Genomic DNA, 22,084 nt, shown 5'->3' with positions numbered 1-22,084 from the left:
GCTGCATAATCTTAGCCACGCTCGCCAAGAGAGAGCAAATGAAATGGGAGGATTTCTATGCGCACCACACTGACCTGCGCCGCGCTCGCGCTTGCCCTGGGCTCCGGCCCGGCCATGGCGCAGTCCGGCGAAATCACGATCTGGAGCTGGAACATCGCGGCTTCGTCGCTGAAGGCCACCGTCGCCGGCTTCAACAAGCAATTCCCCGATATCAAGGTGACCGTCGAGGACCTCGGCAACCAGCCGACCTACGACAAGTCGATCGCCGGCTGCGCCGCCGGCGGCGTCGGCCTGCCGGATATCATCTCGATCGAGAATGGCGAGGCCGAGAACTACTGGAGCCAGTTCCCCGACTGCTTCGTCGACCTGCATACGCTGGGCTACACCGCCGAGGACCAGAAGAAATTCCCCGACTTCAAGCGCACCGAGCTCGAAGTCGGCGACAAGGCCTATGCGATGCCGTGGGATTCCGGCCCGGTCGCCGCCTTCTACCGCCGCGACTTCTATGAGAAGGCCGGTGTCGATCCCGCCTCGATCAAGACCTGGGACGATTTCATCGCCGCCGGCAAGAAGATCCAGGCCGCCAATCCGGGCGTGACCATGACCAACGCCGATTTCAACGGCGACACCGAATTCTTCCGCATGATCGCCAACGAACAGGGCTGCGCCTATTTCGCCGCCGACGGGCAGTCGATCACCGTCAACCAGCCCAAATGCGTCGATACGCTGACCAAGATCAAGGAAATGAAGGACGCCGGCATCATGGCGTCGGCCGACTGGGGCACCAAGATCACCAACAACACCGCCGGCACCGTCGCCACCCAGGTCTATGGCGGCTGGTATGAAGGCACCATCCGCACCGAATCGGCCGGCGAAAACGGCAAATGGGGCGTCTATCTGATGCCGAGCCTGACCGCCGACGGCCCGCGCGCCGCCAATCTCGGCGGATCCTCGCTGGCCATCACCTCGGCCAGCAAGAACAAGGAAGCCGCCTACGCCTACCTGAAGTACACACTGGCCACCAATGAAGGCCAGATCACCATGCTGAAGGATTTCGGCCTGGTGCCGTCGCTGATCTCGGCGCTCGACGACCCCTATGTTTCGCAGGGCTTGCCCTACTGGGGCGACCAGGCGGTGTGGAAGGACATCCTCGCCACTCTGCCCAAGGTCGTGCCGAGCCGCGGCACGCCGTTCCAGAGCGACGCCGAGATCATCATGCGCGCCGTGCAGACCAAATATCTGGCCGGCGGCTATCCGGACGCCAAGGCGGCGCTCGACGATGCCGCGAACCAGATCGCCTCGGCGACCGGCCTGCCGATCAAGTGAGCGATCAGCTTCCCCTTCTCCCCGTTTACGGGGAGAAGGTGCCGGCAGGCGGATAAGGGGCGGCGCAAACGCCGACAATTGACGCTGCCCTAGACGTCCGGACCGCACCGGTTGAGTAGCAACACGCCACCCAGCGGGTGCAAGGCGAAAGAAAGGGAGGAAACGATGCGCCATCAGAACGCCACCGCCTATCGTTTCCTGGCGCCCTATCTGCTGATCTTCTCGGTGTTCTGGGTGTGGCCGATCATCAGCTCGTTCCTGATTTCCTTCCAGGCGACGCGCACCGTGCCATGGCGCTGGGCCCCGACCTTCAACTGGGGCCGGCTGATCGGCGACCCGGCCTTTTTCAACGCGCTGAAGAACACGCTGCTGATTCTCGTCATCCAGGTGCCGGTGATGATCTCGCTGGCGATCGTGATGGCGGTGCTCCTGAATTCGCCGCTGCTCAAGGCGCGCGGCCTTTACCGCTTTGCCTTCTTCGCCCCGGTCGTGGTCGGCGAGGTCGCGTATTCGGCGGTGTTCCGGCTGATGTTCAACCTCAATTTCGGCATCATCAACAAGCTGCTGAACAGCGTCGGCCTGCCCAGCATCGACTGGTTCTCCAACGTCACGCCGGCGATGGCGCTGATCATGATCGCGGTGACCTGGCGCTGGGCCGGCTACAACGCCATCATCCTGCTGGCTGGCCTGCAATCGATCCCGGATGACGTCTATGAGGCGGCGACGCTCGATCGCGTCAGCAAGGTCAAGCAGTTCTTCTACATCACCCTGCCGCTGTTGAAGCCGATCATCGTCTTCTGCGCCGTGCTGTCGATCATCGGCACGATGCAGCTGTTCACCGAGCCCTTCCTGATCACCGAGCGCGGCGGCCCGGGCGGCGGCACCGAGACGCTCGGCCTGTTGCTCTACCGCCAGGGTTTTCGCTCGCTCAATTTCGGCTATGCGTCGGCCGTCGCCTACACCATGGCGGGGCTGGCGATCGCCATCACGCTGGTGCAGCTCTGGCTGACGAAGGAGCCGAAATGAGCTCGCGTTCGCAAGCAAGGCTCGGCCGCAGCATCGCGCTGCATCTGTTCCTGACGCCGCTGGCGCTGATCTGGCTGTTTCCGCTGTGGATGATGGTGGTGTTTTCGACCATGCCCGACAACGGCATCTTCAGCCCCGGCATCGAGCTTCTGCCGCATGACAATTTCGTCGACAATTTCAACAACCTGCAGCGCGACACCAATTTCGTCGGCGCCATCGGCATCTCAGTCTCGGTGGCGGTGACCTATACCTTCCTCTCGGTGCTGCTCACCTCGATGGCCGGCTGGGCACTCGCCCGCTACAATTTCGTCGGCAAGGGCGTGGTCGTCGCCATCATCCTCGGCACCATCACGCTGCCCTATGCAGTGGTGCTGATCCCGCAGTTCATCATGGTGGCGCGCGATTTCCAGCTCGCCAACACCTGGGTGGCGCTGATCGTGCCGCCGCTGTTCAATTCGCTCGGCGTGCTGTTCATGCGACAGAGTTTTTCGATGATGCCGGGCGATTTGTTCGACGCCGCCCGCGTCGAGGGCGTCAAGGAATGGCGCATCTTCCTGTTCGTCGCCTTGCCGCTGGCGCGGCCGATGCTGGCGGCGCTCGCCATCATCCTCTTCCTTGCCTCCTGGAACAACTATCTCTGGCCGCTTTTGATCAACAGCCAGCCCGGCGCGATGACGGCACCGGTCGCGCTCGGCACGCTGATCGGTCTCACCAAAGTGTCATGGGGCGGCATCATGGCGGGCGCCGTCATGCTGACCGTGCCGATGCTCGTCGTCTTCGTGCTGCTGCAGCGTCATTTCATCGCCGGCATCGCCGCCGGCGCCATCAAATAGGATAGGACGAGATGGCCGCCGTCACGCTCAGCAATGTCGTCAAGCGCTTCGGCGTCTATGAGATCATTCATGGCGCCAACATCGACATCGCCGACGGCGAGTTCGTCGTCTTCGTCGGCCCTTCCGGCTGCGGCAAGTCCACGCTGCTTCGGATGGTCGCCGGGCTGGAGGACATCAGCGGCGGCGAAATCGCCATCGGCGGCAAGGTGATGAACGACGTCGAGGCGGCCGAGCGCGGCATCGCCATGGTGTTCCAGTCCTACGCGCTCTATCCGCACATGACGGTCGAGCAGAATCTGAGCTTCGGCCTCAGGATGAACGGCAATCCGAAGGCCGACACCGAGCGGCGGGTGAAGCGGGCCGCCGAGATCCTCTGCATCGACGAACTGATGCAGCGGCGGCCGAAACAATTGTCTGGCGGCCAGCGCCAGCGCGTCGCCATTGGCCGCGCCATCGTGCGCGAGCCGCAGGTGTTCCTGTTCGACGAACCGCTGAGCAATCTCGATGCCGAGCTGCGCGTGCAGATGCGGGTCGAGATCTCGCGCCTGCACAAGGAGCTCGGCGTCACCATGATCTATGTGACGCACGACCAGACCGAAGCGATGACGCTGGCCGACCGGATCGTCGTGCTCAAGGCCGGCAATGTCGAGCAGATCGGCGCGCCGCTCGACCTCTATGACGATCCGGCCAACCGCTTTGTTGCCGGCTTCATCGGCTCGCCGAAGATGAATTTCCTGGCCGCGAAGGTGGTCGAGGCGGACAATGGTTCCGCGACCGTCGAGCTCGTGAACCATGCCGGCGCGCGGCTCAAAAAACCGCTCCAGACCACGCCGCCCGTCGTCGGCGCCGATGTCGTGCTCGGCGTCCGGCCCGAGCATTTCTTCGATGCCGGGCAAGGCGACTGCGACATATCGGTCAAGGCCGATGTCGCCGAGCATCTGGGATCGGTGAGCTACGTCTACGCCGATGCCGGCGGCGACCAGGAACTGATCATCGAGCGCGAGGCCTCACGGCAGCGGGCGAGCGGCGACCATTTGGTGGTGTCGATCAAGGCCGAGCGGACGCTGCTCTTCGACACCAAGGGCGCACGCATTCGCTAAGCGCCAGAACCTTTCTTTGCCTGACCCGACGCGTCGAGGCGGTCCCAAGGAGATTTGAAATGAGTTTCGAAGCTAGAAAAATTCGTTGGGGCATTCTTGGGCCCGGCAGCATCGCAAAATCCTTTGCCGGCGGCGTGGCCCAGTCGCGCACCGGTACGGTTGTTGCGCTCGGCGCCCGTAACCCCGGCAAAGCAGGCCTTGCCGAGACCTTCCCCGGCGCCCGCATCCTCGACGGCTACGACGCGTTGCTCAACGACGCGGAGGTCGACGCCGTCTACATTTCGATACCGCACCCCGGGCATGCCGAATGGGCGATCAAGGCAGCCGAAGCCGGCAAACATGTGCTTTGCGAAAAGCCGCTTGCGCTGACCGCCTTCGAGGCCGACGCGATGATCCATGCGGCGCGCAAGGCCGGCACGTTCCTCGGCGAAGCCTTCATGTACCGGCTGCACCCGCAGACACTGCAGCTGGTCGAGTTGATCAAGTCCGGTGCCATCGGCGACGTCAGGATGATCAAGTCGAGCTTCGGCTTCGCCATGCCGGGCTTCATGCCGGAGCATCGGCTTTATGCCAACGACCTCGCCGGCGGCGGCATACTGGATGTCGGCGGCTATCCGGCCTCCATGGCACGGCTGATCGCCGGCGCGGCATCCGGAAAACCCTTCGCCGAGCCCGACAAGGTGACGGGCGCCGCCCATCTCGGCCTGTCCGGTGTCGACGAATGGGCCTCGGCGCTGCTGCATTTCCCCGGCGGCATCGTCGCCGAGATCTCCTGCAGCATCTCGCTGACGCAGGACAATGTGCTGCGCATCTTCGGCACCAAAGGCCATATCGAGGTGCCGGATTTCTGGTTCGCCGGTGGCAACCGGGACGTCGGGCCGGGCAGGATCGACCTGATCCGGCCCGACGGGACCCGCGAAACCATCAGCGTCAACGAAACCCGCCATGTCTACTCCTTCGAGGTCGATGGCGCCGGCGACGCTATCCTTGCCGGGAACCAGGAATTCGCCTGGCCGGGCATGGGCTGGGCCGACAGCCTCGGCACGCTGCGCGTGCTCGACAAATGGCGGGCGGCAGCGGGTCTCGAATACGACATCGAGAAGCCGGCTAGACGCATCAACACGATTTCGGGCCAGCCACTGCGCACCGATGGCACCAGCATCCCGAAGCGCCAGATCCCCGGTCTGCCGCGGCCGGCGTCGTGCCTGGCGCTCGGCTTCGAGGATTTCCGGTCGTTTTCCTCGGGCTCGATCCTGCTCGATGCCTTCTTCGAGGCCGGCGGTAACCTGTTCGATACTGGCTATGTCTACGGCGGCGGCTACACCGAGGCGCTGCTTGGCCAGTGGCTGAGGAACCGCGGCGTGCGCGAGCAGTCGGTGGTCATCGGCAAGGGCGCGCATTCCCCGCTCTGCTATCCCGATGTCATCGGCAAGCAACTCGCCCAGACGCTCGACCGGCTGCAGACCGATCATGTCGACATCTATTTCATGCACCGCGACAATCCGGACGTGCCGGTCGGCGAGTTCGTCGACGCCATGGACGCGGAGGCCAAGGCCGGCCGCATTCGCGGCCCGTTCGGCGGCTCGAACTGGACGATGGCGCGCATGGACGAGGCGATCGCCTATGCCGAACGGACCGGCAAGCAGGAGCCCGGCGCGCTTTCTAACAATTTCTCGCTGGCCGAGATGCTGGAGCCGATCTGGGCCGGTTGCGTCACCTCCTCGACAGACCAGTGGAAGGCCTGGCTGACCGCCCGGCAGATGCCGAACTTCGCCTGGTCGAGCCAGGGGCGCGGCTTCTTCACCGACCGCGCCGGCCGCGACAAGCGCGACAATGAGGAACTGGTGCGGGTCTGGTATTCGGACCGGAATTTCGGCCGCCGCGACCGGGCGATCGAACTGGCGAACCGATTGGGCAAGAGCCCGATCCATGTCGCGCTCGCCTATGTCCTGGCGCAGCCCTTTCCTTCGGTTCCGCTGATCGGCCCACGCACGCTCGACGAACTGGAAGACAGTTTGCAGGCGCTCGACATTGCGCTTTCGCCAGGCGATTTGGAGTGGCTGGACAGCGGGGTGGAGCAACGCCGGGTACGCGGCGCGGGTTGACGCGAGCCTTTCCGCCCGGAATTTGACTTTGGAGGTTGGCCGAAGCGACATCCGATCTCCCCCGTTACGGGGGAGATCGGCAGCCTCACCGATCGATCCGCGTCGACAAGATAATCGATGACGACGTCCGCTCCACCCCGTCCATGGCGCCGATCTGGTCGAGCAGGGAATCCAGGTCCCTGATCGACGGCGCGTCGACGATGACGATCATGTCGAAATTGCCGCTCACCGAATGCAGCGTCCTGACCGGCGGCAAAGCCTGCAGGCTGCGCACCACCTTGTCGGCGAGCTTGGGCGTCACGGTGAGCAGCACATGCGCCCGCACCAGTCCCTGCTCATAGTCCGGTGACAGCCTGACGCCATAGCCGGCGATGATGCCGCGCTGCTCCAGCCGCTCGATCCGGCTCTGCACGGTGGTGCGCGACACACCGAGCTGGCGCGCCAGCTCGGTGGTCGAGGCGCGTGCGTTGGCACGCAGCAGGGAAAGCAGGGCCTGTTCGGCATCACTGATCATTTCGACGATCTCCTTCGGCATATCGTCCAAAAAGTGGTTTCGTTCTGAACAATTCCACGCTTCCTTTCGACAGGCAAGCTGCGATCCTGTCTGCACATTGAGCTTTTGCGCGAGGGGAATTCGGTCATGAAGAAAATTGTTGTCGTTGGCGCCGGAAAAATCGGCTCAACCATTGCCGAAATGCTCGCTTCGACCGGCGACTATCACGTCACTCTCGTCGACCGCGCGGCGGCGCAGTTTGCTACGGCCGAACTGCCGGCCACGGTTGCGACGCTGGAACTCGACATCGCCGCGCCCGGCGCGCTCGAAGCGGCCCTGGCCGGCACGTTCGCGGTGCTGAGTGCTGCTCCCTTCCACCTGACGACGCGAATCGCCGAGGCGGCGGCCAGCGCCGGCGTGCACTATCTCGACCTGACCGAGGATGTCGTCAGCACCAGGCGGGTCAAGGAACTGGGGCGTTCGGGCAAGAGCGCCTTCATCCCGCAATGCGGCCTGGCGCCGGGCTTCATCTCGATCGTCGCCAACGATCTCGCCAGCCGCTTCGACACGCTGGAAAGCGTGCGCATGCGCGTCGGCGCCCTGCCGCAATATCCGTCGAACGCGCTGAACTACAATTTGACCTGGAGCACCGACGGCGTCATCAACGAATATTGCGAGCCTTGCGAGGCCATCGTCGAGGGCGAACTGATCGAGGTGCCGCCGCTGGAGGAGCGCGAGGAGTTCTCGCTCGACGGCGTCACCTATGAGGCGTTCAACACATCGGGCGGGCTGGGCACTTTGGCCGAGACGCTGAAGGGCAAGGTGCGCACGCTGAACTACCGCACCATCCGCTATCCCGGCCACGCCGCGATCATGAAGGCGCTGCTCAACGACCTTGGCCTGCGCCACCGCCGCGACGTGCTGAAGGACATTTTTGAGAGCGCCCTGCCGGCAACGTTGCAGGACGTGGTCATCGTCTTCGTCACTGTCAGCGGGCTCAAGAACGGCCGCCTGCTGCAGGAGACCTATGCCAACAAGATCTACAGCCAGCGCGTCGGCCAGGTGGTGCGCAGCGCCATCCAGATCACCACGGCCTCCGGCATCTGCGCCGTGCTCGACATGCTGGCCGACGGCAGCCTGCCGGCGACAGGCTTCGTCAAGCAGGAGGACATCGCGCTCGACGCCTTCCTCGCCAACCGCTTCGGCCGCGCCTATGCGCAGCACGAAATGGTTAGCCGGCTGGCGAGCTGAGGTATTTCTCGCTCCTGAAGCCCCGCGAAAGAATGGGGGGCGGGCGACCTCCTATTTGCGCAGGATCATGGGGCGACCCAAGAGAAACCGGATAAAGTTTCCCGCGGTTCGCGAGGCCTTGGCTGAGGTGTGAGACAGCTGCGGCGGCCTCTCCTTTCGCACGGGCTCCCGCCTTTCGATCTCGACCCCAGGTCGACCGACGGTGAAGGACGGTTCCGCGACCGGCTTGCCCCTGAGCACATTGGCGGCATTGTTTTCATGAATGACGATGCACCATTGCGCGCCCTTCGATGCCGCCACGACGGTGTTGAAGCGCGTCGCCATCTTCGCGTGGTGGTCGCTATAGACGCCTTTCATTTCGGCTGATCGCTTCTCGACCAAGGTGCCGAACGCCGACGTGACATATTCGTGGTGCGTATAGCGGCCGGTTACCGTGTCGAAATTCTGGCCGTCCGGAAAGGCGATATACAGCGGCTGTTCTCTGACCGCGCCTTTTTCGATCTCCCGGCGCGCATAATAGTCGATCCGTTCCATGAAGCTCGGCGCCAGCGCATCATCGCTGTCGAGCCGCGTCAGTGAAACGAACTCGGCATCCGTGTCACCTTGGACGAACGCATTGAAGCGAAGATTGTAGGTCTCATGCGCTTCGACGAGGACCGGCCTGACGTCGATACCGGCCACGCAATTGCAGACAGTCCTGACATAGTTTTCGTGCGTTTCGGCATCGAAGGCGATCAGGACGGTAAAGTCCTTGAGCGACTGGGCCTCGAGAGAAGGCGCGCAATATCCGTCAAACAACGCCAGCCGCTCGACCAGCCATACGGGATCGAGATTGGCGCGGCCTTTTCCATCCCATTGGCTCGGCTTGAAACCCGTGGCGGTGTTGTAGCGAATCGCCACATACTTCTTCAGTGCACTGCTCATGGCGGGACACTAGAGCAATTCCAGGAAAAGTGCGTAGCGGTTTTCCGTCCGGAATTGCGTAAAAACAAAGAGTTAGAGCGGGTCTGCGATTCTATCAAAAGCTGAACCGCTCTAGGCTGTGAGGTTTTGCCCGGCAACCGCGGCAACACCGCCAGCCGCGGCGTCGCCCCGACGCTCCGCGGCCTAGATATGCAGCGCGTGCCCCAGCGCTTTCAGCGCCGCCTCCTGGAACCCTTCGCCCTGTGTCGGATGCGCGTGGATGGTGCCGGCAATGTCCTCCAGCCGCGCGCCCATTTCGAGCGCCAGGCCGAAGGCCGCCGACAGCTCCGACACGCCCTGCCCGACCGCCTGGATGCCGAGCACCAGATGATTGTCCGCGCGGGCGACGACACGAACGAATCCATCTTCGCCGAGCTTCGTCATGGCGCGGCCGTTGGCGGCGAAGGGAAACAGCCCGATCTTGATTTCGCCGCCAAGCGCCTTGGCCTCTTCCGGCGACAGGCCGGCTGTCAGCAACTCCGGATCGGTGAAGCAGACCGCCGGGATCGCCCGCTTGTCCCAGCTGCGCTTGTGGCCGGCGACGATCTCGGCGACCATTTCGCCCTGCGCCATCGCCCGGTGCGCCAGCATCGGCTCGCCGGTGACGTCGCCGATGGCGAAGATGCCGCGCATCGAGCTGCGGCACTGGTCGTCGATGCGGATGAATTTGCCTGACATGTCGAGGTCGATCTGCTCGAGGCCCCAGCCTTCGGTCACCGGCTTGCGGCCGACCGTGACCAGGATCTTGTCGGCGGCAAGTTTGGCATTCTTGCCATCCGCCGTTTCGACCAGCAGCGCATCGCCCTTGGTCGACAGCCCCTTGGCCTTGGCGCCTGGCATCACCTCGATGCCGAGTTCGGCCAGCCGCTTCACCACCGGCCGCGTCAGCTCGGTATCATATTGCGCCAGCACGCGCGGCAAGGCTTCGACCACGGTGACCTCGGCGCCCATCTTGGCGAAGGCGATGCCGAGCTCCAGCCCGATATAGCCGCCACCGACCACGGCCAGCCTCTTCGGCACCTCGCTCAGCGCCAGCGCTTCCGTCGACGAAATCACCGGCCCGCCGAACGGCAGGAACGGCAGCTCGACCGGCGCCGAGCCGGTGGCGATCACCACCGCCTCTGCCCGGATAACCTGCGTCCCTGTCTCCGTCTCGACCTCGACGGTTTTGCCGTCGCGGAACGTCGCCCAACCCTGCACGGTCTTGACCTTGGCTTTCTTGAGCAGGCCGGCAACGCCGCTGTTCAGCCGGCTAACGATACCGTCCTTCCAGGCGACCGTCCTATTCAGATCGAGCGTCGGCGCGGCGACCGAAATGCCGAGCGGGCTCTTGCCGCCAGCCATATGCGCGACCTTCTCGAACTCTTCGGCCGCATGGATCAATGCCTTTGACGGGATGCAGCCGACATTGAGGCAGGTGCCGCCCGGCTTGCCGGCCTCGACGATCACCGTATCGACGCCAAGCTGGCCGGCACGGATGGCGCAGACATAGCCGCCCGGACCGGCGCCGATGACGAGCAGCTTGCAGGAGATTTCTTTCATGTCGACAGCGTCCTTCTGGTGAGAACTGCCGGGGACGCCCTACCATCCCGCCTCGCGCTGCCCCTCATCCGCCTGCCGGCACCTTCTCCCCGTATAGTGACGGGGAGAAGGAGGCTGACCGCGATGCCGGCGCCATCCGCGTAACGCTGGCGATTGGCGAAACCGTCGATGGCAGCGTCTTTCTCCCCGTCACCATACGGGGAGAAATGCCCGGCAGGGCAATGAGGGGCGGCGCGGCGTTCCAGGCCTTCTCTCCCGATGGGCGAGACACGTGGCTCGCTCGTCAGGGGTCGGCCAAATGAAGCGGACAGGGAGACACGCTGAGAACGCATTACATCCCCTCTAATCAACGAAAATCAGCGCTGGCGTTTCCAGCAGCGTCTTGATGCGCTGGACGAACACGGCGGCGTCCCAGCCGTCGATGACGCGGTGGTCGAAGCTGGAGGACAAGTTCATCATCTTGCGCGGGATGAACTGCGTGCCGTCCCACACCGGTCGCACCATCATCTTGTTGACGCCGATGATCGCCACCTCCGGATGATTGATGACCGGCGTCGTCGCCACGCCGCCCATGGCGCCGAGCGAGGTGATGGTGATGGTCGAGCCGGACAGCTCGTCGCGCGTTGCCGTGCCCGACTTGGCCGCCTCGGCCAGGCGGTTGAGCTCGGCGGCGCACTCCCAGATGTCGCGCGCCTCGGCATGCTTGACCACCGGCACCACCAACCCCGACGGCGTCTGCGCGGCAATACCGATATGGACGCCGCCATGCTGGTGGATGATGCCGGCCTCGTCGTCGAACAGCGCGTTGAGGTTGGGCTGGTCGGCGATCGCCCTGACCATCGCCCGCATCAGGAACGGCAGCAGCGTCAGCTTCGGCCTCTCCACGCCCTTGGCCGCGCGCTTCTCCTTGTTGAGCGCGGCACGAAGGTCTTCCAGCGCGGTGACGTCGATCTCCTCGACATAGGTGATATGCGGGATGCGCGATTTGGCGATCGTCATCTTCTCGGCGATCTTGCGCCTGAGCCCGATGACCTTGATGTCCTCTATCGTGTCGTTGCGCACGAGCCCCGATACCTTCGCGACTTGCGGCCCGCGCGCCAGGAAGGCCTCGATGTCTTCATGCTGGATGCGGCCGGCCGGGCCGCTGCCGGCGACCTGGCGCAGATCGATGCCTGCCTCTCTTGCCCTGAGCCGAATGGCGGGCGACGCCAGCGGTTTTTCGCCCTCGGCACGCGGCGCTCCGGAAACCGACGGCCGTCCCGTTGCTTTCGGGCTGGCCGGAGCTGGTGCCGGGTTCGCCTTTGCTTCATCGGTCTTTGACGACGCCTTTTGGGCTGGCGGTGCAGCCTCGGGCTTCGGCGTGGGAAGTTTCGCCGGAGGTTCGGCACTGACGACTGCCGGGGCACTCTCCGGCTTCACATTGCCCTCGCCGGCCACTTTCAGCCGCACGATCGGCGAGCCGATCGCCACAGTGTCGCCGATCTCGGCGCCGAGCCACAGGATCTCGCCATCGACGGGCGAAGGAATCTCGACCGTCGCCTTGTCGGTCATGACGGCCGCGAGCACCGTGTCCTCGCGCACGAGGTCGCCGACCTTCACATGCCACTCGACCAGCTCGGCCTCGGCGACACCTTCGCCGACATCGGGCAGCTTGATGATGTGTTCGCCCATCTCAGGCCTCCCCCTAGGCTTCCAATGTTTCGCGCAAGGCGCGGCCGACCCGGGCAGGGCCGGGGAAATAGTCCCACTCCTGCGCATGCGGATAGGGCGTGTCCCAGCCGGCGACTCGCGCGACCGGCGCTTCGAGGTGATAAAAGCAGTTCTCCTGCACCAGCGCCGAGAGCTCGGCGCCGAAACCGGAGGTCATTGTCGCTTCGTGAACGACCACGCAGCGCCCGGTTTTCTTCACCGACGCGACGATTGTGTCGAGATCGAGCGGCAGCAGCGTCCTCAGATCGATGATCTCGGCATCGATGCCGGTTTCCTCGGCGGCGGCCTGCGCGACATAGACCATGGTGCCGTAGGCAAGCACGGTGACCGCGGCACCTTGCCGGCGGATGACTGCCTTGCCGAGCGGGACCGTGTAGTGGCCGTCGGCAACTTCGCCGAGTTCATGCTTGGACCATGGCGTCACCGGACGGTCGTGATGGCCGTCGAACGGGCCGTTGTAGAGCCGCTTCGGCTCGAGGAAGATCACCGGATCGGGATCCTCGATCGCCGCGATCAACAGGCCCTTGGCGTCATGCGGGTTGGACGGCACCACCGTCTTCAGCCCGGACACATGCGTGAACAGCGCTTCCGGGCTCTGGCTGTGGGTCTGGCCGCCAAAGATGCCGCCGCCGGTCGGCATCCTGACCACGATCGGACAGGTGAAGTCGCCGTTCGAGCGGTAGCGCAGCCGCGCCGCTTCCTGCGTCAGCTGGTCGTAGGCCGGATACATGTAGTCGGCAAACTGGATCTCGACGCACGGCTTCAGCCCGTAGGCCGCCATGCCGATGGCCGAACCGACAATGCCGGACTCGTTGATCGGCGCATCGAAACAGCGGCTTTTGCCATACTTGGCCTGCAGGCCCTGTGTGCAGCGGAAGACGCCGCCAAAGAAGCCGACATCCTCGCCGAACACGATGACGCGTTCGTCGCGCGCCATCGATACGTCCATGGCATCACGAATGGCCTCGATCATCGTCCGTCTTGGCATGGTCAGACCCCCGCCTGCTGGCGCTGGCGCCTGAGATGCGGCGGCATCTCGGCGTAAAGGCCCTCGAACATGTCACGCGTCGACGGCTTGCCGCCGGCATGCAGCGTGCCGTGGCTTTCGGCTTCCTTCTGCGCCGCGATCACCGTCTCGAGGATTTCGGCTTCGGCCTGGGCATGGCGCTCGTCCGACCAAACGCCCTTGTGGATCAGATGGTTCTTCAGGCGGATGACCGGGTCGCCGAGCGGCCAGGCGTCGGATTCGGCCTTCGGCCGGTAGGCCGAGGGATCGTCCGAGCTCGAATGCGCGCCGGCGCGGTAGGTGACATATTCGATGAGCGTCGGCCCGAGATTGGCGCGCGCCCGCTCCGCCGCCCATTTGGCCACGGCATGCACGGCGAGATAGTCGTTGCCGTCGACGCGCAGCGCCGGAATGCCGAAGCCGAGGCCGCGGGCGGCGAAAGTGCCGGAGCCGCCGCGCGCGATGCCTTGGAAAGTCGAGATCGCCCACTGGTTGTTGACGACGTTGAGAATGACCGGCGCCTTGTAGGTCGAGGCGAACACCAGCGCCGAATGAAAGTCGGACTCGGCCGTGGAGCCGTCGCCGATCCAGGCGGCGGCGATTTTCGAATCGTTCGATATCGCCGAGGCCATCGCCCAGCCGACCGCCTGGATATACTGCGTGGCCAGATTGCCGGAGATCGAAAAGAAGCCGTGCTCCTTCGACGAATACATGATCGGCAGCTGCCTTCCCTTCAGCGGATCGGCTTCGTTGGAATAGATCTGGTTCATCATCGTGACCATCGGGTAGCCGTCGGCGATGAGCAGGCCTGCCTGTCGATAGGTCGGGAAATTCATGTCGCCGGCGGCGAGCGCCTTGCGGAAGGCGCAGCTCACCGCCTCTTCACCCAGATGCTGCATGTAGAACGAGGTCTTGCCCTGGCGCTGCGCCATCTGCATGCGCGCGTCGAAGCTGCGCAATGTCATCATGTGGCGCAGGCCCTCCAGCAATTCCTCGTCAGAAAGCAGGCCGGCCCACGGTCCGACCGCTTCGCCGTCGCGGTTCAGCACGCGGATGATCGAAAACGCCATGTCGCGGATCGTGCGCGGGTCGACATCGATCTCGGGGCGCGGCGCCGAACCCGCCTTGGGGATAGGCACGTTGGAGAAGTCAGGCGTCCCGCCCGGCCGCACCTCCGGTTCGGGAACATGGAAGCGCAACATTCCAGCATCGGCCATGACCTTCGTCCTCCAATGTTGCCGGCAGGATATTTGCACATCCTCGCCGCCAGACCAGTGCCAATTCGTCGGGCCTTGGTCTCGGCTGTCGTCAAACGGCGGCCGATGCCGCACGCGAGCGACAAAATGCAGATATGTCGGCGAAATTTCTTGTCGATGTTACGCCGCGGCGCGCAACTTGGCGAATGGCCGTGCCCAGTCTTGCGCAAGAGGAGGTATTTCCTGCCGGTGCCGGCGCCGCCCCTCATCCGCCTGCCGGCACCTTCTCCCCGTACAGTGACGGGGAGAAGGGGGTTGGCCGCGTCGTTGCCGCTTATCCTGCAGCGCTGGTGATTGGCGAAACCGGCGACGCGAGCGTCCCTCGCCCCGTTCACGGGGAGAGGATGCCGGCAGGCAGGTGAGGGGCAGCGCCAACGCCCGAAGTGGAGCAATCCAACCCTAGGGCAGCATGCCCACTGCATGGTTCACCCCGCCGCGCCGCCATGCTAACCAGCAACCATGGCACAGAAGAAAGCATACGAGGTCGATTCCTGGCTCGCGAAGCCGGAGCAACGCATCTCGATCGTCCTGCTCTACGGCCCCGACCGGGGCCTCGTCGCCGAGCGTGCGAAAGCCTTTGCCGTCAAGACCGGCCTGCCGCTCGACGATCCGTTCTCGGTGGTCCGGCTGGATGGCTCCGAAGTCGACCGCGACGAAGGCCGCCTGCTCGACGAGGCCCGCACCGTGCCGATGTTTTCGGACCGGCGCCTGCTATGGGTGCGCAACGCCAGCGGCCAGAAGGCGCTGGCCGACGACGTCAAGGCGCTGACCAATGAGCCGCCGCGCGACGCCATCATTCTGATCGAAGCCGGCGATCTGAAAAAGGGGGTCGGCCTGCGCGCCATCGTCGAGGCGGCGGACAATGCAATGGCCCTGCCCTGCTATGCCGATGAGGCCAGGGACATCGATACCGTCATCGACGACGAATTGCGCAAGGCCGGCATGTCGATGGCGATGGAGGCCAGGCAGGCGCTGCGCCGCAATCTCGGCGGCGACCGGCTTGCCTCGCGCGGCGAGATCGAGAAGCTCGTGCTCTATGCCCATGGCCAGAAGGAGATCAGCCTCGACGACGTCAGGGCGACATCCGGCGATGTCTCCGGCGCCTCCTTCGACGATGCCGTCGATGCTCTGCTTGAGGGCAAGATCGGCGACTTCGACACCGCCTTCACCCGCCATTGCCAGTCCGGCGGCCAGCCCTTTCTGGTGCTGTCGTCGGCGATGCGGCAATTGCAGGCGATCCAAGCCATGCGCGGCCAGATGGAATCCGGCGGCCGCAACGCCGCCGCAGTGGTTGCCGCGGCGCGACCGCCGGTTTTTTTCTCGCGGCGCAAGCTGGTGGAAAAGGCGCTCGAGCGCTGGAACGTCGAGGCGCTGGGACGTGCTCTGAACCGACTGCAGGCGGCCGTGCTGCAGACGCGGAGACGGCCGGACCTGTCGGTGGCGCTGGCAAGGCAGGCGCTGCTTGGCATTGCGGTGGAGAGCAATCGGCTGGCGCAGCGGTAGGTGCCTTAACGGATGGCTTCGGCATGGCCGTGCGAGCTATTCCATTTCAGCGCCGCCCCTCATTGCCCTGCCGGGCATTTCTCCCCGTTTACGGGGAGAAAGAGGCCGACCGCAACGCTGGTGTCTTTCCTGCAACGCTGGCGATTGGCGAAATCGCGGATGAGAGCGTCCCTCTCCCCGTCACTTTGCCGGCTAAGTGCCTACCGTTCCTGCTTCAACCGCCGGCATAATTCATCAAGCTGATCCAGTGTCCGATAATTCACCCGGAGCACGCCGCCGCGCTCCTTGTGCTCGATTGAGACGATCATGCCGATCGTGTCGGTCATCAGCTTTTCCAGCGCCAGCGTGTCTGGATCCTTCTCAGGCGCGCTCGGTGCGGCCTTGGTCTTGGCCGGCGTGGGCCCGGCCGGCATCTGCGCCAGCGCTTCGGCCTGGCGCACCGAAAGCCCTTCGTCGACGATGCGCTTGGCGAGCCCCGCCGGATCCTCGGCCGTCACCAGCGTGCGGGCATGGCCCGCCGACAGGGCGCCATCGACCAGCATGTCGCGGATCACGTCGGGCAGCTTCAACAGGCGCAGCGTGTTGGCGACATGGCTGCGGCTCTTGCCGATCACCTGGCCGAGATCGGCCTGCGTGTAGCCGTGCTCGTCGATCAACTGCTGATAGCCCTGCGCCTCCTCGACGGGGTTGAGGTCGGCACGCTGGACGTTTTCGATGATCGCCAGCTCGAGCGCCATGCGGTCGTTGACGTCGCGCACGATGATCGGGATCTCGGTCAGGCCGGCGCGCTGCGCCGCCCGCCAGCGCCGCTCGCCGGCGATGATCTCGTAACGGCCGGCTTGAGTCGGCGATGGTCGCGCCACCACCGGCTGCACCACGCCGTGCTCGCGGATCGACTGGGCAAGGTCGGTGAGCTCGGCCTCGCCAAAATGGCGGCGCGGATTCTTCGGGTTCGGGCTGACGAATTCGATCGGCACCTTGCCGTCGGCCGCCGGGCTCTGCTTTTCCGCGATCGCCGGACGATCGATTTCGCCGATCAGCGCCGCCAGTCCACGGCCCAGTCTTTTTCTCGAAAGGTCTTCAGTCATAATCTGTCCAGATCGTTACGGTATCGAATCGGCGTCAAAATGGATCGGCGTCAGGCGGCGCGCAATTTGCGCTCGCGGCGGATCACTTCGGAGGCAAGCTGCAGATAGGCCTGGCTGCCGGAGCATTTGAGGTCGTAGAGGATCGCCGGCTTGCCATAGGACGGCGCCTCGGAAACGCGGACGTTGCGCGGAATGATGGTCTCATAGACCTTGTCGCCCATATGCTGCCGCACATCCTGCACCACCTGGTTGGCGAGGTTGTTGCGGCCGTCATACATGGTCAGCACGATGCCCTGGATGGTGAGGTCCGGATTGATCGAGCGGCGCACCTGCTCGACCGTCTCGAGCAGTTGGCTCAAGCCTTCGAGGGCGAAGAATTCGCACTGCAACGGCACCAGCACCGAGTTGGCCGCGGCCATCGAGTTCAGCGTCAAGAGGTTGAGCGACGGCGGGCAGTCGATCAGCACATAGCCGAAAGGCGCCGAGCGCTCGGCCGCGGCGCGCAACGCATTGCGCAGGCGCAGCACCCGGTCCGGCGCCGAGGCGATCTCCATCTCGATGCCGAGCAGGTCGAGCGTCGACGGAACGATCGAGAGCCCCGGCACCGCCGTCGGCACCGCCGCCGCTTCCAGGTCGAGCTCGCCGGTCAGCACGTCGTAGGACGAGACGGTGCGATCCTTGCGGTCGATGCCGAGACCCGTGCTGGCATTGCCTTGCGGATCGAGGTCGACGATCAGCACCTGTTCGCCGATTGCCGCCAGCGCCGTGGCCAGATTGATGGCGGTGGTGGTCTTGCCGACACCGCCCTTCTGGTTGGCGACGGTGATGATACGGGGTCCAGTTTTCATGGGTCTATGCCAGTAATTCATTGCGGGTCGCCGGGCGCAGATTTGACAGTTCGAGGACGACCCCATGCGGGTCGGTCATGCTCGGATGTTCTACCAGATCGAACGCCCATCGGTGAGTGCTTTCTTCCACTTCGGCCCGGTAATCCCGGCCTTTGTGGAACAGCGCGCGAGCCCCGTTGGTCAGCCAGGGCGCCGCCAGATCGAGCAGGGCCGGCAATGAGGCCAGCGCTCGCGCGGTCACGATTTCACGTGCAGAAACAAGTGGATAGCTGTCATCGATGCGCCGCGCGATGACCCGCGCCGGCAAACCGAACTGGCCGATCACCGCCTGCAGGAACGACGCTTTCTTGCGATTGCTTTCGACCAGGTCGATCGAAGCGCCCTCACGTTCAGCAAGCAGAAACGCCAGCACCAGGCCGGGAAAACCGCCGCCCGAACCGAGATCGACCCAACGCTTCGCGTGGGGTGCGATTCGGCCAAGCTGCGCGCTGTCGAGGATGTGGCGGCCCCAGACATCGTCCAGCGTCGACGGTGCGGCGAGATTGATGCTGCGGTTCCATTTCAGGAAGAGCTGTTCGAACGCCACCAGGCGCTCAAATGTTTCACGTGAAACCGGACCCGCAGCCTCTTGCAGGCTTGTCCATGAGGCAGCGCTCACGCGACATCCCTTTGCGCCGCGGCCTCGGCATTGCGGACATGGGCGACGATGATCGCCAGCGCCGCTGGCGTCATCCCTTCCATCCGCTGGGCGTCAGCAATGGAGCGCGGCTGGCGTGTCAGCATCTTCTGCTTCAGCTCATTGGAGAGCCCAGGCACATTGGCGAAATCGACAGAGGACGGGATCAGCCGGCTCTCCTCATGCCTGATCTGCGCGACATCCGCTTGCTGTCGGTCGAGATAGACCGCATATTTCGCCTCCGTTTCAAGACGCTCGGCCGTCTTGGCGTCGATCTCACCGAACCGGGGTTCGATTCGAGAGAGCCAGGCGACGTCGACGCCGGGATAGGCCAGCATTTCATAGGCCGAACGGCGCACGCCGTCCCTGTTGATCTCGAGCCCATGGCGTGCCGCTTCGTTCGGCGTGAAGCTAACGCCTGTCGCCAGCTCGCGGGCCTTCTTAAGGTCCTGCATGATGTCGTTAAAGCGATGGATCCGCTCATGCGACGCAATCCCCAGCCTCTCAGCCAGCGGCGTCAGCCGCTCATCGGCATTGTCGGCCCTGAGCGACAGGCGGAACTCGGCCCGCGAGGTGAACATGCGATAGGGCTCGGCTATGCCGCGGCTGGTCAGATCGTCGACCATCACGCCGATATAGGATTCGGTGCGGCTTAGCACGACCGGGTCACTGGCGGATGCTTTACGCGCCGCATTAAGGCCGGCGAGCAACCCCTGCGCGCCGGCTTCCTCATAGCCGGTCGTGCCATTGATCTGCCCGGCGAGGAACAGGCCACCGATGCGCTTGGTTTCCAGCGTCGGCTGCAATTCGCGCGGATCGACATGGTCGTATTCGATCGCATAGCCGGGTTGCAGCATCGTCGCCCGTTCCAGCCCGGGAATTGTTTTCAGGATATCGAGCTGTACGTCTTCCGGCAGCGAGGTCGAGATGCCGTTCGGATAGACGGTGTCGTCGTCGAGACCCTCCGGCTCAAGGAAGATCTGATGCCCTTCACGATCGCCGAACTTGACGATCTTGTCCTCGATCGAGGGACAATAGCGCGGCCCCACGCCTTCAATAGAGCCTGAATACATCGCGGACCGGCCAAGATTGAGGCGAATCAACTCATGCGTCGCAGGCGTGGTGCGCGTGATACCGCAATGGATCTGCGGATTCTGGATGGCGTCCGTCATCAGCGAGAACGGCACCGGGTCTTCATCCGCGGCCTGGCTTTCGAGCGACGCCCAGTCAATGGTTCGCCCATCCAGGCGCGGCGGCGTTCCGGTCTTCAGCCGTCCAAGCTGGAAGCCTGCACGGCTCATCGTCGCCGACAGGCCAATGCTCGCCTGCTCGTTCATGCGGCCGGCAACGATCTTCTTCTCGCCGATATGGATCAGTCCGCGCAGGAAAGTGCCGGTGGTCAGCACCACCGCGCCGCAGGCCAGCCTGCGTCCATCGGCCAGCAAGACAGCCGATACGCTTTCATTGTCGATCTCGAAATCCAGAACCTCGCCTTCGATCACCTCGAGATTGGCCTGTTCGCGGATAGCGGCCTGCATGGCCAGCCGGTAAAGCTTGCGGTCGGCCTGGGTGCGCGGACCGCGCACGGCGGGCCCCTTGCGGCGGTTGAGCAGGCGAAACTGGATGCCCGCCGCATCGGCAATGCGGCCCATCAAGCCGTCCATGGCATCGATCTCGCGCACCAGGTGGCCCTTGCCGAGGCCGCCGATCGCCGGGTTGCAGGACATGACGCCGATCGTGTCGAAGCGCAGCGTCACCAGCGCCGTCCGGGCGCCGGCGCGCGCCGCAGCGCTCGCAGCCTCGCAACCGGCATGGCCGCCGCCCACCACAACCACATCATAGTGATCGTTCATTTTGCCATTCCAGATTCTGAAGTTGCCGGAGACATGTCCCCGAGAGCCTCCGCTGTCAAGGACGCAAGTCGGACTCGTTTCACGTGAAACAATATCACGGTGCCGATGTCCCGTGTTTCACGTGAATCAGCGCCCACCAACCGTGCCGCAATGTTTCACGTGAGTCATTTGCCGATACAGAACTGCGAGAAGATGACGTCGAGCAGGTCTTCGACATCAACGGCGCCGACGATCCGGCCGAGCCGATCCGCAGCCAGGCGCAGCTCTTCGGCCCGCAACTCCTGTCTGTGCCCCGACAGCGCGGAAGTCAGGAACACCTTCGTCTCGTCGAGCAGCTCCACATGCCGCAGTCGCGACGGCAGGATATCGCCGGCCTTGCCGATCTCCGCGGCAGCGCGGCGACCGATCTCATCCAGCAAATCCGCCAACCCGGTGCCGTCCTTGGTCGAGATCACCGCGGCGTAATCTTTCGGCCAAACTGCCAGCTGCTGGCGGTCGGCCAGATCGGCCTTGGTTCCGATCTTCAGCATCGGCGCGTCTGAAGGCACCGCACCAGCTTCGACGGGATCGATCAAGTCCTCAAGCAACAGCAGCAGATCCGCGCCGCGCGCTTTTGCCCGAGCCTTCTCGATGCCGATCGCCTCCACCTTGCCGGGCGCATCACGCAGTCCGGCCGTGTCCGTGATCCTGACCCGCATCTCCTTGAGGTCCAGCACCACTTCGAGCAGATCGCGCGTGGTGCCGGGTTCGTCCGTGACGATCGCCGCATCGCGCCGCGCCAGCGCGTTGAACAGGCTGGATTTCCCGGCATTCGGCGCGCCGAGGATGACAACCTCGAACCCATCGCGGATGATCTCTGCGGCGTGGAAGCCGTCGATGTGATGACCGATCTCGCCGATCATCGCCCGCACATCCGACCAGACCGCATCCGAAACGGAGCCGGACACATCGTCTTCGTCGGCAAAGTCGATCTCGGCCTCGATCATGGCACGCGCGTGGATGAGGCGCCGGCGCCAGCTTGAGTAGAGTGCGCTTTGCGCACCCTCGGCGTTCTGCACGGCAAAGCGCCGCTGCGCCTCGGTCTCGGCATTGACGAGATCGGCCAGCGCTTCGGTCTCGACCAGATCGAGCTTGCCGTTGAGAAAGGCGCGGCGCGTGAACTCGCCGGGCTCGGCATGCCGGACGCCATCGAAGCCGGCGATCGTCTCCAGCATTTTCATCGCCACGGCGCGACCGCCATGAACATGGAACTCCGCTACATCCTCGCCGGTGAAGCTTCCGGGGCCGGGGAAAAACAGGACCAGGCCATTGTCGATCAGCGATCCGTCCGTCGCCCGGATTCTGCGCAAGGTCGCGACACGGCCCTTAACCATACCGCCGGCAATCGTTTCGACCACGAATCGAGTCTTTGGGCCGGAAATACGGATAACGGCGATGCCGGCGGGCAGGCGCCCGCTGGAAAGCGCTACAATGGATTGAGCTGAAATCATTTGCCCGCTCTACTG

18 protein-coding genes are annotated in these 22,084 nt (G+C 64.3%); 7 read left to right on the top strand and 11 right to left on the bottom strand.

Going from position 1 to position 22,084, the window contains the following annotated elements; all coding sequences use genetic code 11:
- Positions 1–57: 57 nt before the first annotated feature.
- The 5 genes from AC1RUK_RS28345 to AC1RUK_RS28325 all read left to right on the top strand — a co-directional run bounded on the left by AC1RUK_RS28345 (position 58) and on the right by AC1RUK_RS28325 (position 6,390).
- Positions 58–1,326 (top strand): ABC transporter substrate-binding protein, encoded by a 1,269-nt coding sequence (locus AC1RUK_RS28345; RefSeq protein ID WP_481837992.1) that lies wholly within the window; start codon positions 58–60, stop codon positions 1,324–1,326.
- 165 nt (positions 1,327–1,491) lie between these two features.
- The gene (locus AC1RUK_RS28340; RefSeq protein WP_006203515.1) at positions 1,492–2,352 is read left to right on the top strand and encodes a carbohydrate ABC transporter permease; all 861 of its coding nucleotides are present in this window, start codon (positions 1,492–1,494) and stop codon (positions 2,350–2,352) included.
- Positions 2,349–3,185: a carbohydrate ABC transporter permease gene (locus AC1RUK_RS28335; RefSeq protein WP_436169962.1), complete on the top strand. Its 837-nt coding sequence runs from the start codon at positions 2,349–2,351 to the stop codon at positions 3,183–3,185. Before AC1RUK_RS28340 ends, AC1RUK_RS28335 begins: the two co-directional genes overlap by 4 nt.
- Before the next feature lie 11 nt (positions 3,186–3,196).
- Entirely contained in the window at positions 3,197–4,285 is a 1,089-nt protein-coding gene (locus tag AC1RUK_RS28330; protein ID WP_481837993.1) for an ABC transporter ATP-binding protein, read from the top strand.
- Between the two features lie 59 nt (positions 4,286–4,344).
- Positions 4,345–6,390, top strand: a complete 2,046-nt coding sequence (locus tag AC1RUK_RS28325) for an aldo/keto reductase (protein WP_481837994.1) — start codon at positions 4,345–4,347, stop codon at positions 6,388–6,390.
- Positions 6,391–6,475: 85 nt separating this feature from the next.
- Here AC1RUK_RS28325 and AC1RUK_RS28320 read toward each other — a convergent pair whose 3' ends face one another.
- Complete coding sequence (locus tag AC1RUK_RS28320) at positions 6,476–6,904, bottom strand: Lrp/AsnC family transcriptional regulator (protein WP_481837995.1); 429 nt, start codon at positions 6,902–6,904, stop codon at positions 6,476–6,478.
- Positions 6,905–7,030: 126 nt separating this feature from the next.
- Here AC1RUK_RS28320 and AC1RUK_RS28315 point away from each other — a divergent pair, with 126 nt between their 5' ends.
- Positions 7,031–8,134, top strand: a complete 1,104-nt coding sequence (locus AC1RUK_RS28315) for a saccharopine dehydrogenase family protein (RefSeq protein ID WP_481837996.1) — start codon at positions 7,031–7,033, stop codon at positions 8,132–8,134.
- Between the two features lie 51 nt (positions 8,135–8,185).
- Here the strand turns inward: AC1RUK_RS28315 and AC1RUK_RS28310 are convergent, their stop codons facing one another.
- The 5 genes from AC1RUK_RS28310 to AC1RUK_RS28290 all read right to left on the bottom strand — a co-directional run bounded on the left by AC1RUK_RS28310 (position 8,186) and on the right by AC1RUK_RS28290 (position 14,572).
- Entirely contained in the window at positions 8,186–9,058 is an 873-nt protein-coding gene (locus AC1RUK_RS28310) for a glycosyltransferase (RefSeq protein ID WP_481837997.1), read from the bottom strand.
- 183 nt (positions 9,059–9,241) lie between these two features.
- Positions 9,242–10,639 (bottom strand): dihydrolipoyl dehydrogenase, encoded by a 1,398-nt coding sequence (gene lpdA, locus AC1RUK_RS28305; protein WP_481837998.1) that lies wholly within the window; start codon positions 10,637–10,639, stop codon positions 9,242–9,244.
- Positions 10,640–10,981: 342 nt separating this feature from the next.
- Positions 10,982–12,310, bottom strand: coding sequence for a dihydrolipoamide acetyltransferase family protein (locus tag AC1RUK_RS28300; protein ID WP_481837999.1), 1,329 nt, complete (start codon positions 12,308–12,310; stop codon positions 10,982–10,984).
- 13 nt (positions 12,311–12,323) lie between these two features.
- A complete protein-coding gene (locus tag AC1RUK_RS28295) occupies positions 12,324–13,337 on the bottom strand; it encodes an alpha-ketoacid dehydrogenase subunit beta (protein ID WP_481838000.1) in 1,014 nt (337 codons plus the stop codon).
- A 2-nt stretch (positions 13,338–13,339) separates the two neighbouring features.
- Positions 13,340–14,572: a 3-methyl-2-oxobutanoate dehydrogenase (2-methylpropanoyl-transferring) subunit alpha gene (locus tag AC1RUK_RS28290; protein ID WP_481838001.1), complete on the bottom strand. Its 1,233-nt coding sequence runs from the start codon at positions 14,570–14,572 to the stop codon at positions 13,340–13,342.
- Positions 14,573–15,070: 498 nt separating this feature from the next.
- Here AC1RUK_RS28290 and holA point away from each other — a divergent pair, with 498 nt between their 5' ends.
- Positions 15,071–16,114 carry a DNA polymerase III subunit delta gene (gene holA, locus AC1RUK_RS28285; protein ID WP_481838002.1) on the top strand — a complete coding sequence of 348 codons (1,044 nt, stop codon included), beginning with the start codon at positions 15,071–15,073 and terminating at the stop codon, positions 16,112–16,114.
- A gap of 200 nt (positions 16,115–16,314) precedes the next feature.
- Here holA and AC1RUK_RS28280 read toward each other — a convergent pair whose 3' ends face one another.
- The 5 genes from AC1RUK_RS28280 to mnmE form a co-directional block, all read right to left on the bottom strand.
- Complete coding sequence (locus AC1RUK_RS28280) at positions 16,315–17,202, bottom strand: ParB/RepB/Spo0J family partition protein (RefSeq protein ID WP_436169972.1); 888 nt, start codon at positions 17,200–17,202, stop codon at positions 16,315–16,317.
- 50 nt (positions 17,203–17,252) lie between these two features.
- The gene (locus AC1RUK_RS28275) at positions 17,253–18,050 is read right to left on the bottom strand and encodes a ParA family protein (RefSeq protein WP_481840147.1); all 798 of its coding nucleotides are present in this window, start codon (positions 18,048–18,050) and stop codon (positions 17,253–17,255) included.
- 4 nt (positions 18,051–18,054) lie between these two features.
- On the bottom strand, positions 18,055–18,708 hold the full coding sequence (gene rsmG / locus AC1RUK_RS28270; RefSeq protein WP_481838003.1) for a 16S rRNA (guanine(527)-N(7))-methyltransferase RsmG: 654 nt from the start codon (positions 18,706–18,708) through the stop codon (positions 18,055–18,057).
- Positions 18,705–20,579, bottom strand: a complete 1,875-nt coding sequence (gene mnmG / locus AC1RUK_RS28265; RefSeq protein WP_481838004.1) for a tRNA uridine-5-carboxymethylaminomethyl(34) synthesis enzyme MnmG — start codon at positions 20,577–20,579, stop codon at positions 18,705–18,707. Before mnmG ends, rsmG begins: the two co-directional genes overlap by 4 nt.
- A gap of 164 nt (positions 20,580–20,743) precedes the next feature.
- Positions 20,744–22,069, bottom strand: coding sequence for a tRNA uridine-5-carboxymethylaminomethyl(34) synthesis GTPase MnmE (mnmE, locus tag AC1RUK_RS28260; protein WP_481838005.1), 1,326 nt, complete (start codon positions 22,067–22,069; stop codon positions 20,744–20,746).
- Positions 22,070–22,084: the final 15 nt, after the last annotated feature.

The sequence above is a fragment of the Mesorhizobium monacense genome (genome assembly GCF_056781675.1).
Note: the sequence above shows the minus strand (reverse complement) of the source record. Positions and strands in the feature narration are given on the sequence as shown.

Bases quoted from the DNA above. Each gene is read 5' to 3' on its own strand.
- AC1RUK_RS28345 (WP_481837992.1), top strand. From the start codon at position 58: ATGCGCACCACACTGACCTGCGCCGCGCTCGCGCTTGCCCTGGGCTCC.
- AC1RUK_RS28340 (WP_006203515.1), top strand. From the start codon at position 1,492: ATGCGCCATCAGAACGCCACCGCCTATCGTTTCCTGGCGCCCTATCTG.
- AC1RUK_RS28335 (WP_436169962.1), top strand. From the start codon at position 2,349: ATGAGCTCGCGTTCGCAAGCAAGGCTCGGCCGCAGCATCGCGCTGCAT.
- AC1RUK_RS28330 (WP_481837993.1), top strand. From the start codon at position 3,197: ATGGCCGCCGTCACGCTCAGCAATGTCGTCAAGCGCTTCGGCGTCTAT.
- AC1RUK_RS28325 (WP_481837994.1), top strand. From the start codon at position 4,345: ATGAGTTTCGAAGCTAGAAAAATTCGTTGGGGCATTCTTGGGCCCGGC.
- AC1RUK_RS28320 (WP_481837995.1), bottom strand. From the start codon at position 6,904: ATGATCAGTGATGCCGAACAGGCCCTGCTTTCCCTGCTGCGTGCCAAC.
- AC1RUK_RS28315 (WP_481837996.1), top strand. From the start codon at position 7,031: ATGAAGAAAATTGTTGTCGTTGGCGCCGGAAAAATCGGCTCAACCATT.
- AC1RUK_RS28310 (WP_481837997.1), bottom strand. From the start codon at position 9,058: ATGAGCAGTGCACTGAAGAAGTATGTGGCGATTCGCTACAACACCGCC.
- lpdA (WP_481837998.1), bottom strand. From the start codon at position 10,639: ATGAAAGAAATCTCCTGCAAGCTGCTCGTCATCGGCGCCGGTCCGGGC.
- AC1RUK_RS28300 (WP_481837999.1), bottom strand. From the start codon at position 12,310: ATGGGCGAACACATCATCAAGCTGCCCGATGTCGGCGAAGGTGTCGCC.
- AC1RUK_RS28295 (WP_481838000.1), bottom strand. From the start codon at position 13,337: ATGCCAAGACGGACGATGATCGAGGCCATTCGTGATGCCATGGACGTA.
- AC1RUK_RS28290 (WP_481838001.1), bottom strand. From the start codon at position 14,572: ATGGCCGATGCTGGAATGTTGCGCTTCCATGTTCCCGAACCGGAGGTG.
- holA (WP_481838002.1), top strand. From the start codon at position 15,071: ATGGCACAGAAGAAAGCATACGAGGTCGATTCCTGGCTCGCGAAGCCG.
- AC1RUK_RS28280 (WP_436169972.1), bottom strand. From the start codon at position 17,202: ATGACTGAAGACCTTTCGAGAAAAAGACTGGGCCGTGGACTGGCGGCG.
- AC1RUK_RS28275 (WP_481840147.1), bottom strand. From the start codon at position 18,050: ATGAAAACTGGACCCCGTATCATCACCGTCGCCAACCAGAAGGGCGGT.
- mnmG (WP_481838004.1), bottom strand. From the start codon at position 20,579: ATGAACGATCACTATGATGTGGTTGTGGTGGGCGGCGGCCATGCCGGT.
- mnmE (WP_481838005.1), bottom strand. From the start codon at position 22,069: ATGATTTCAGCTCAATCCATTGTAGCGCTTTCCAGCGGGCGCCTGCCC.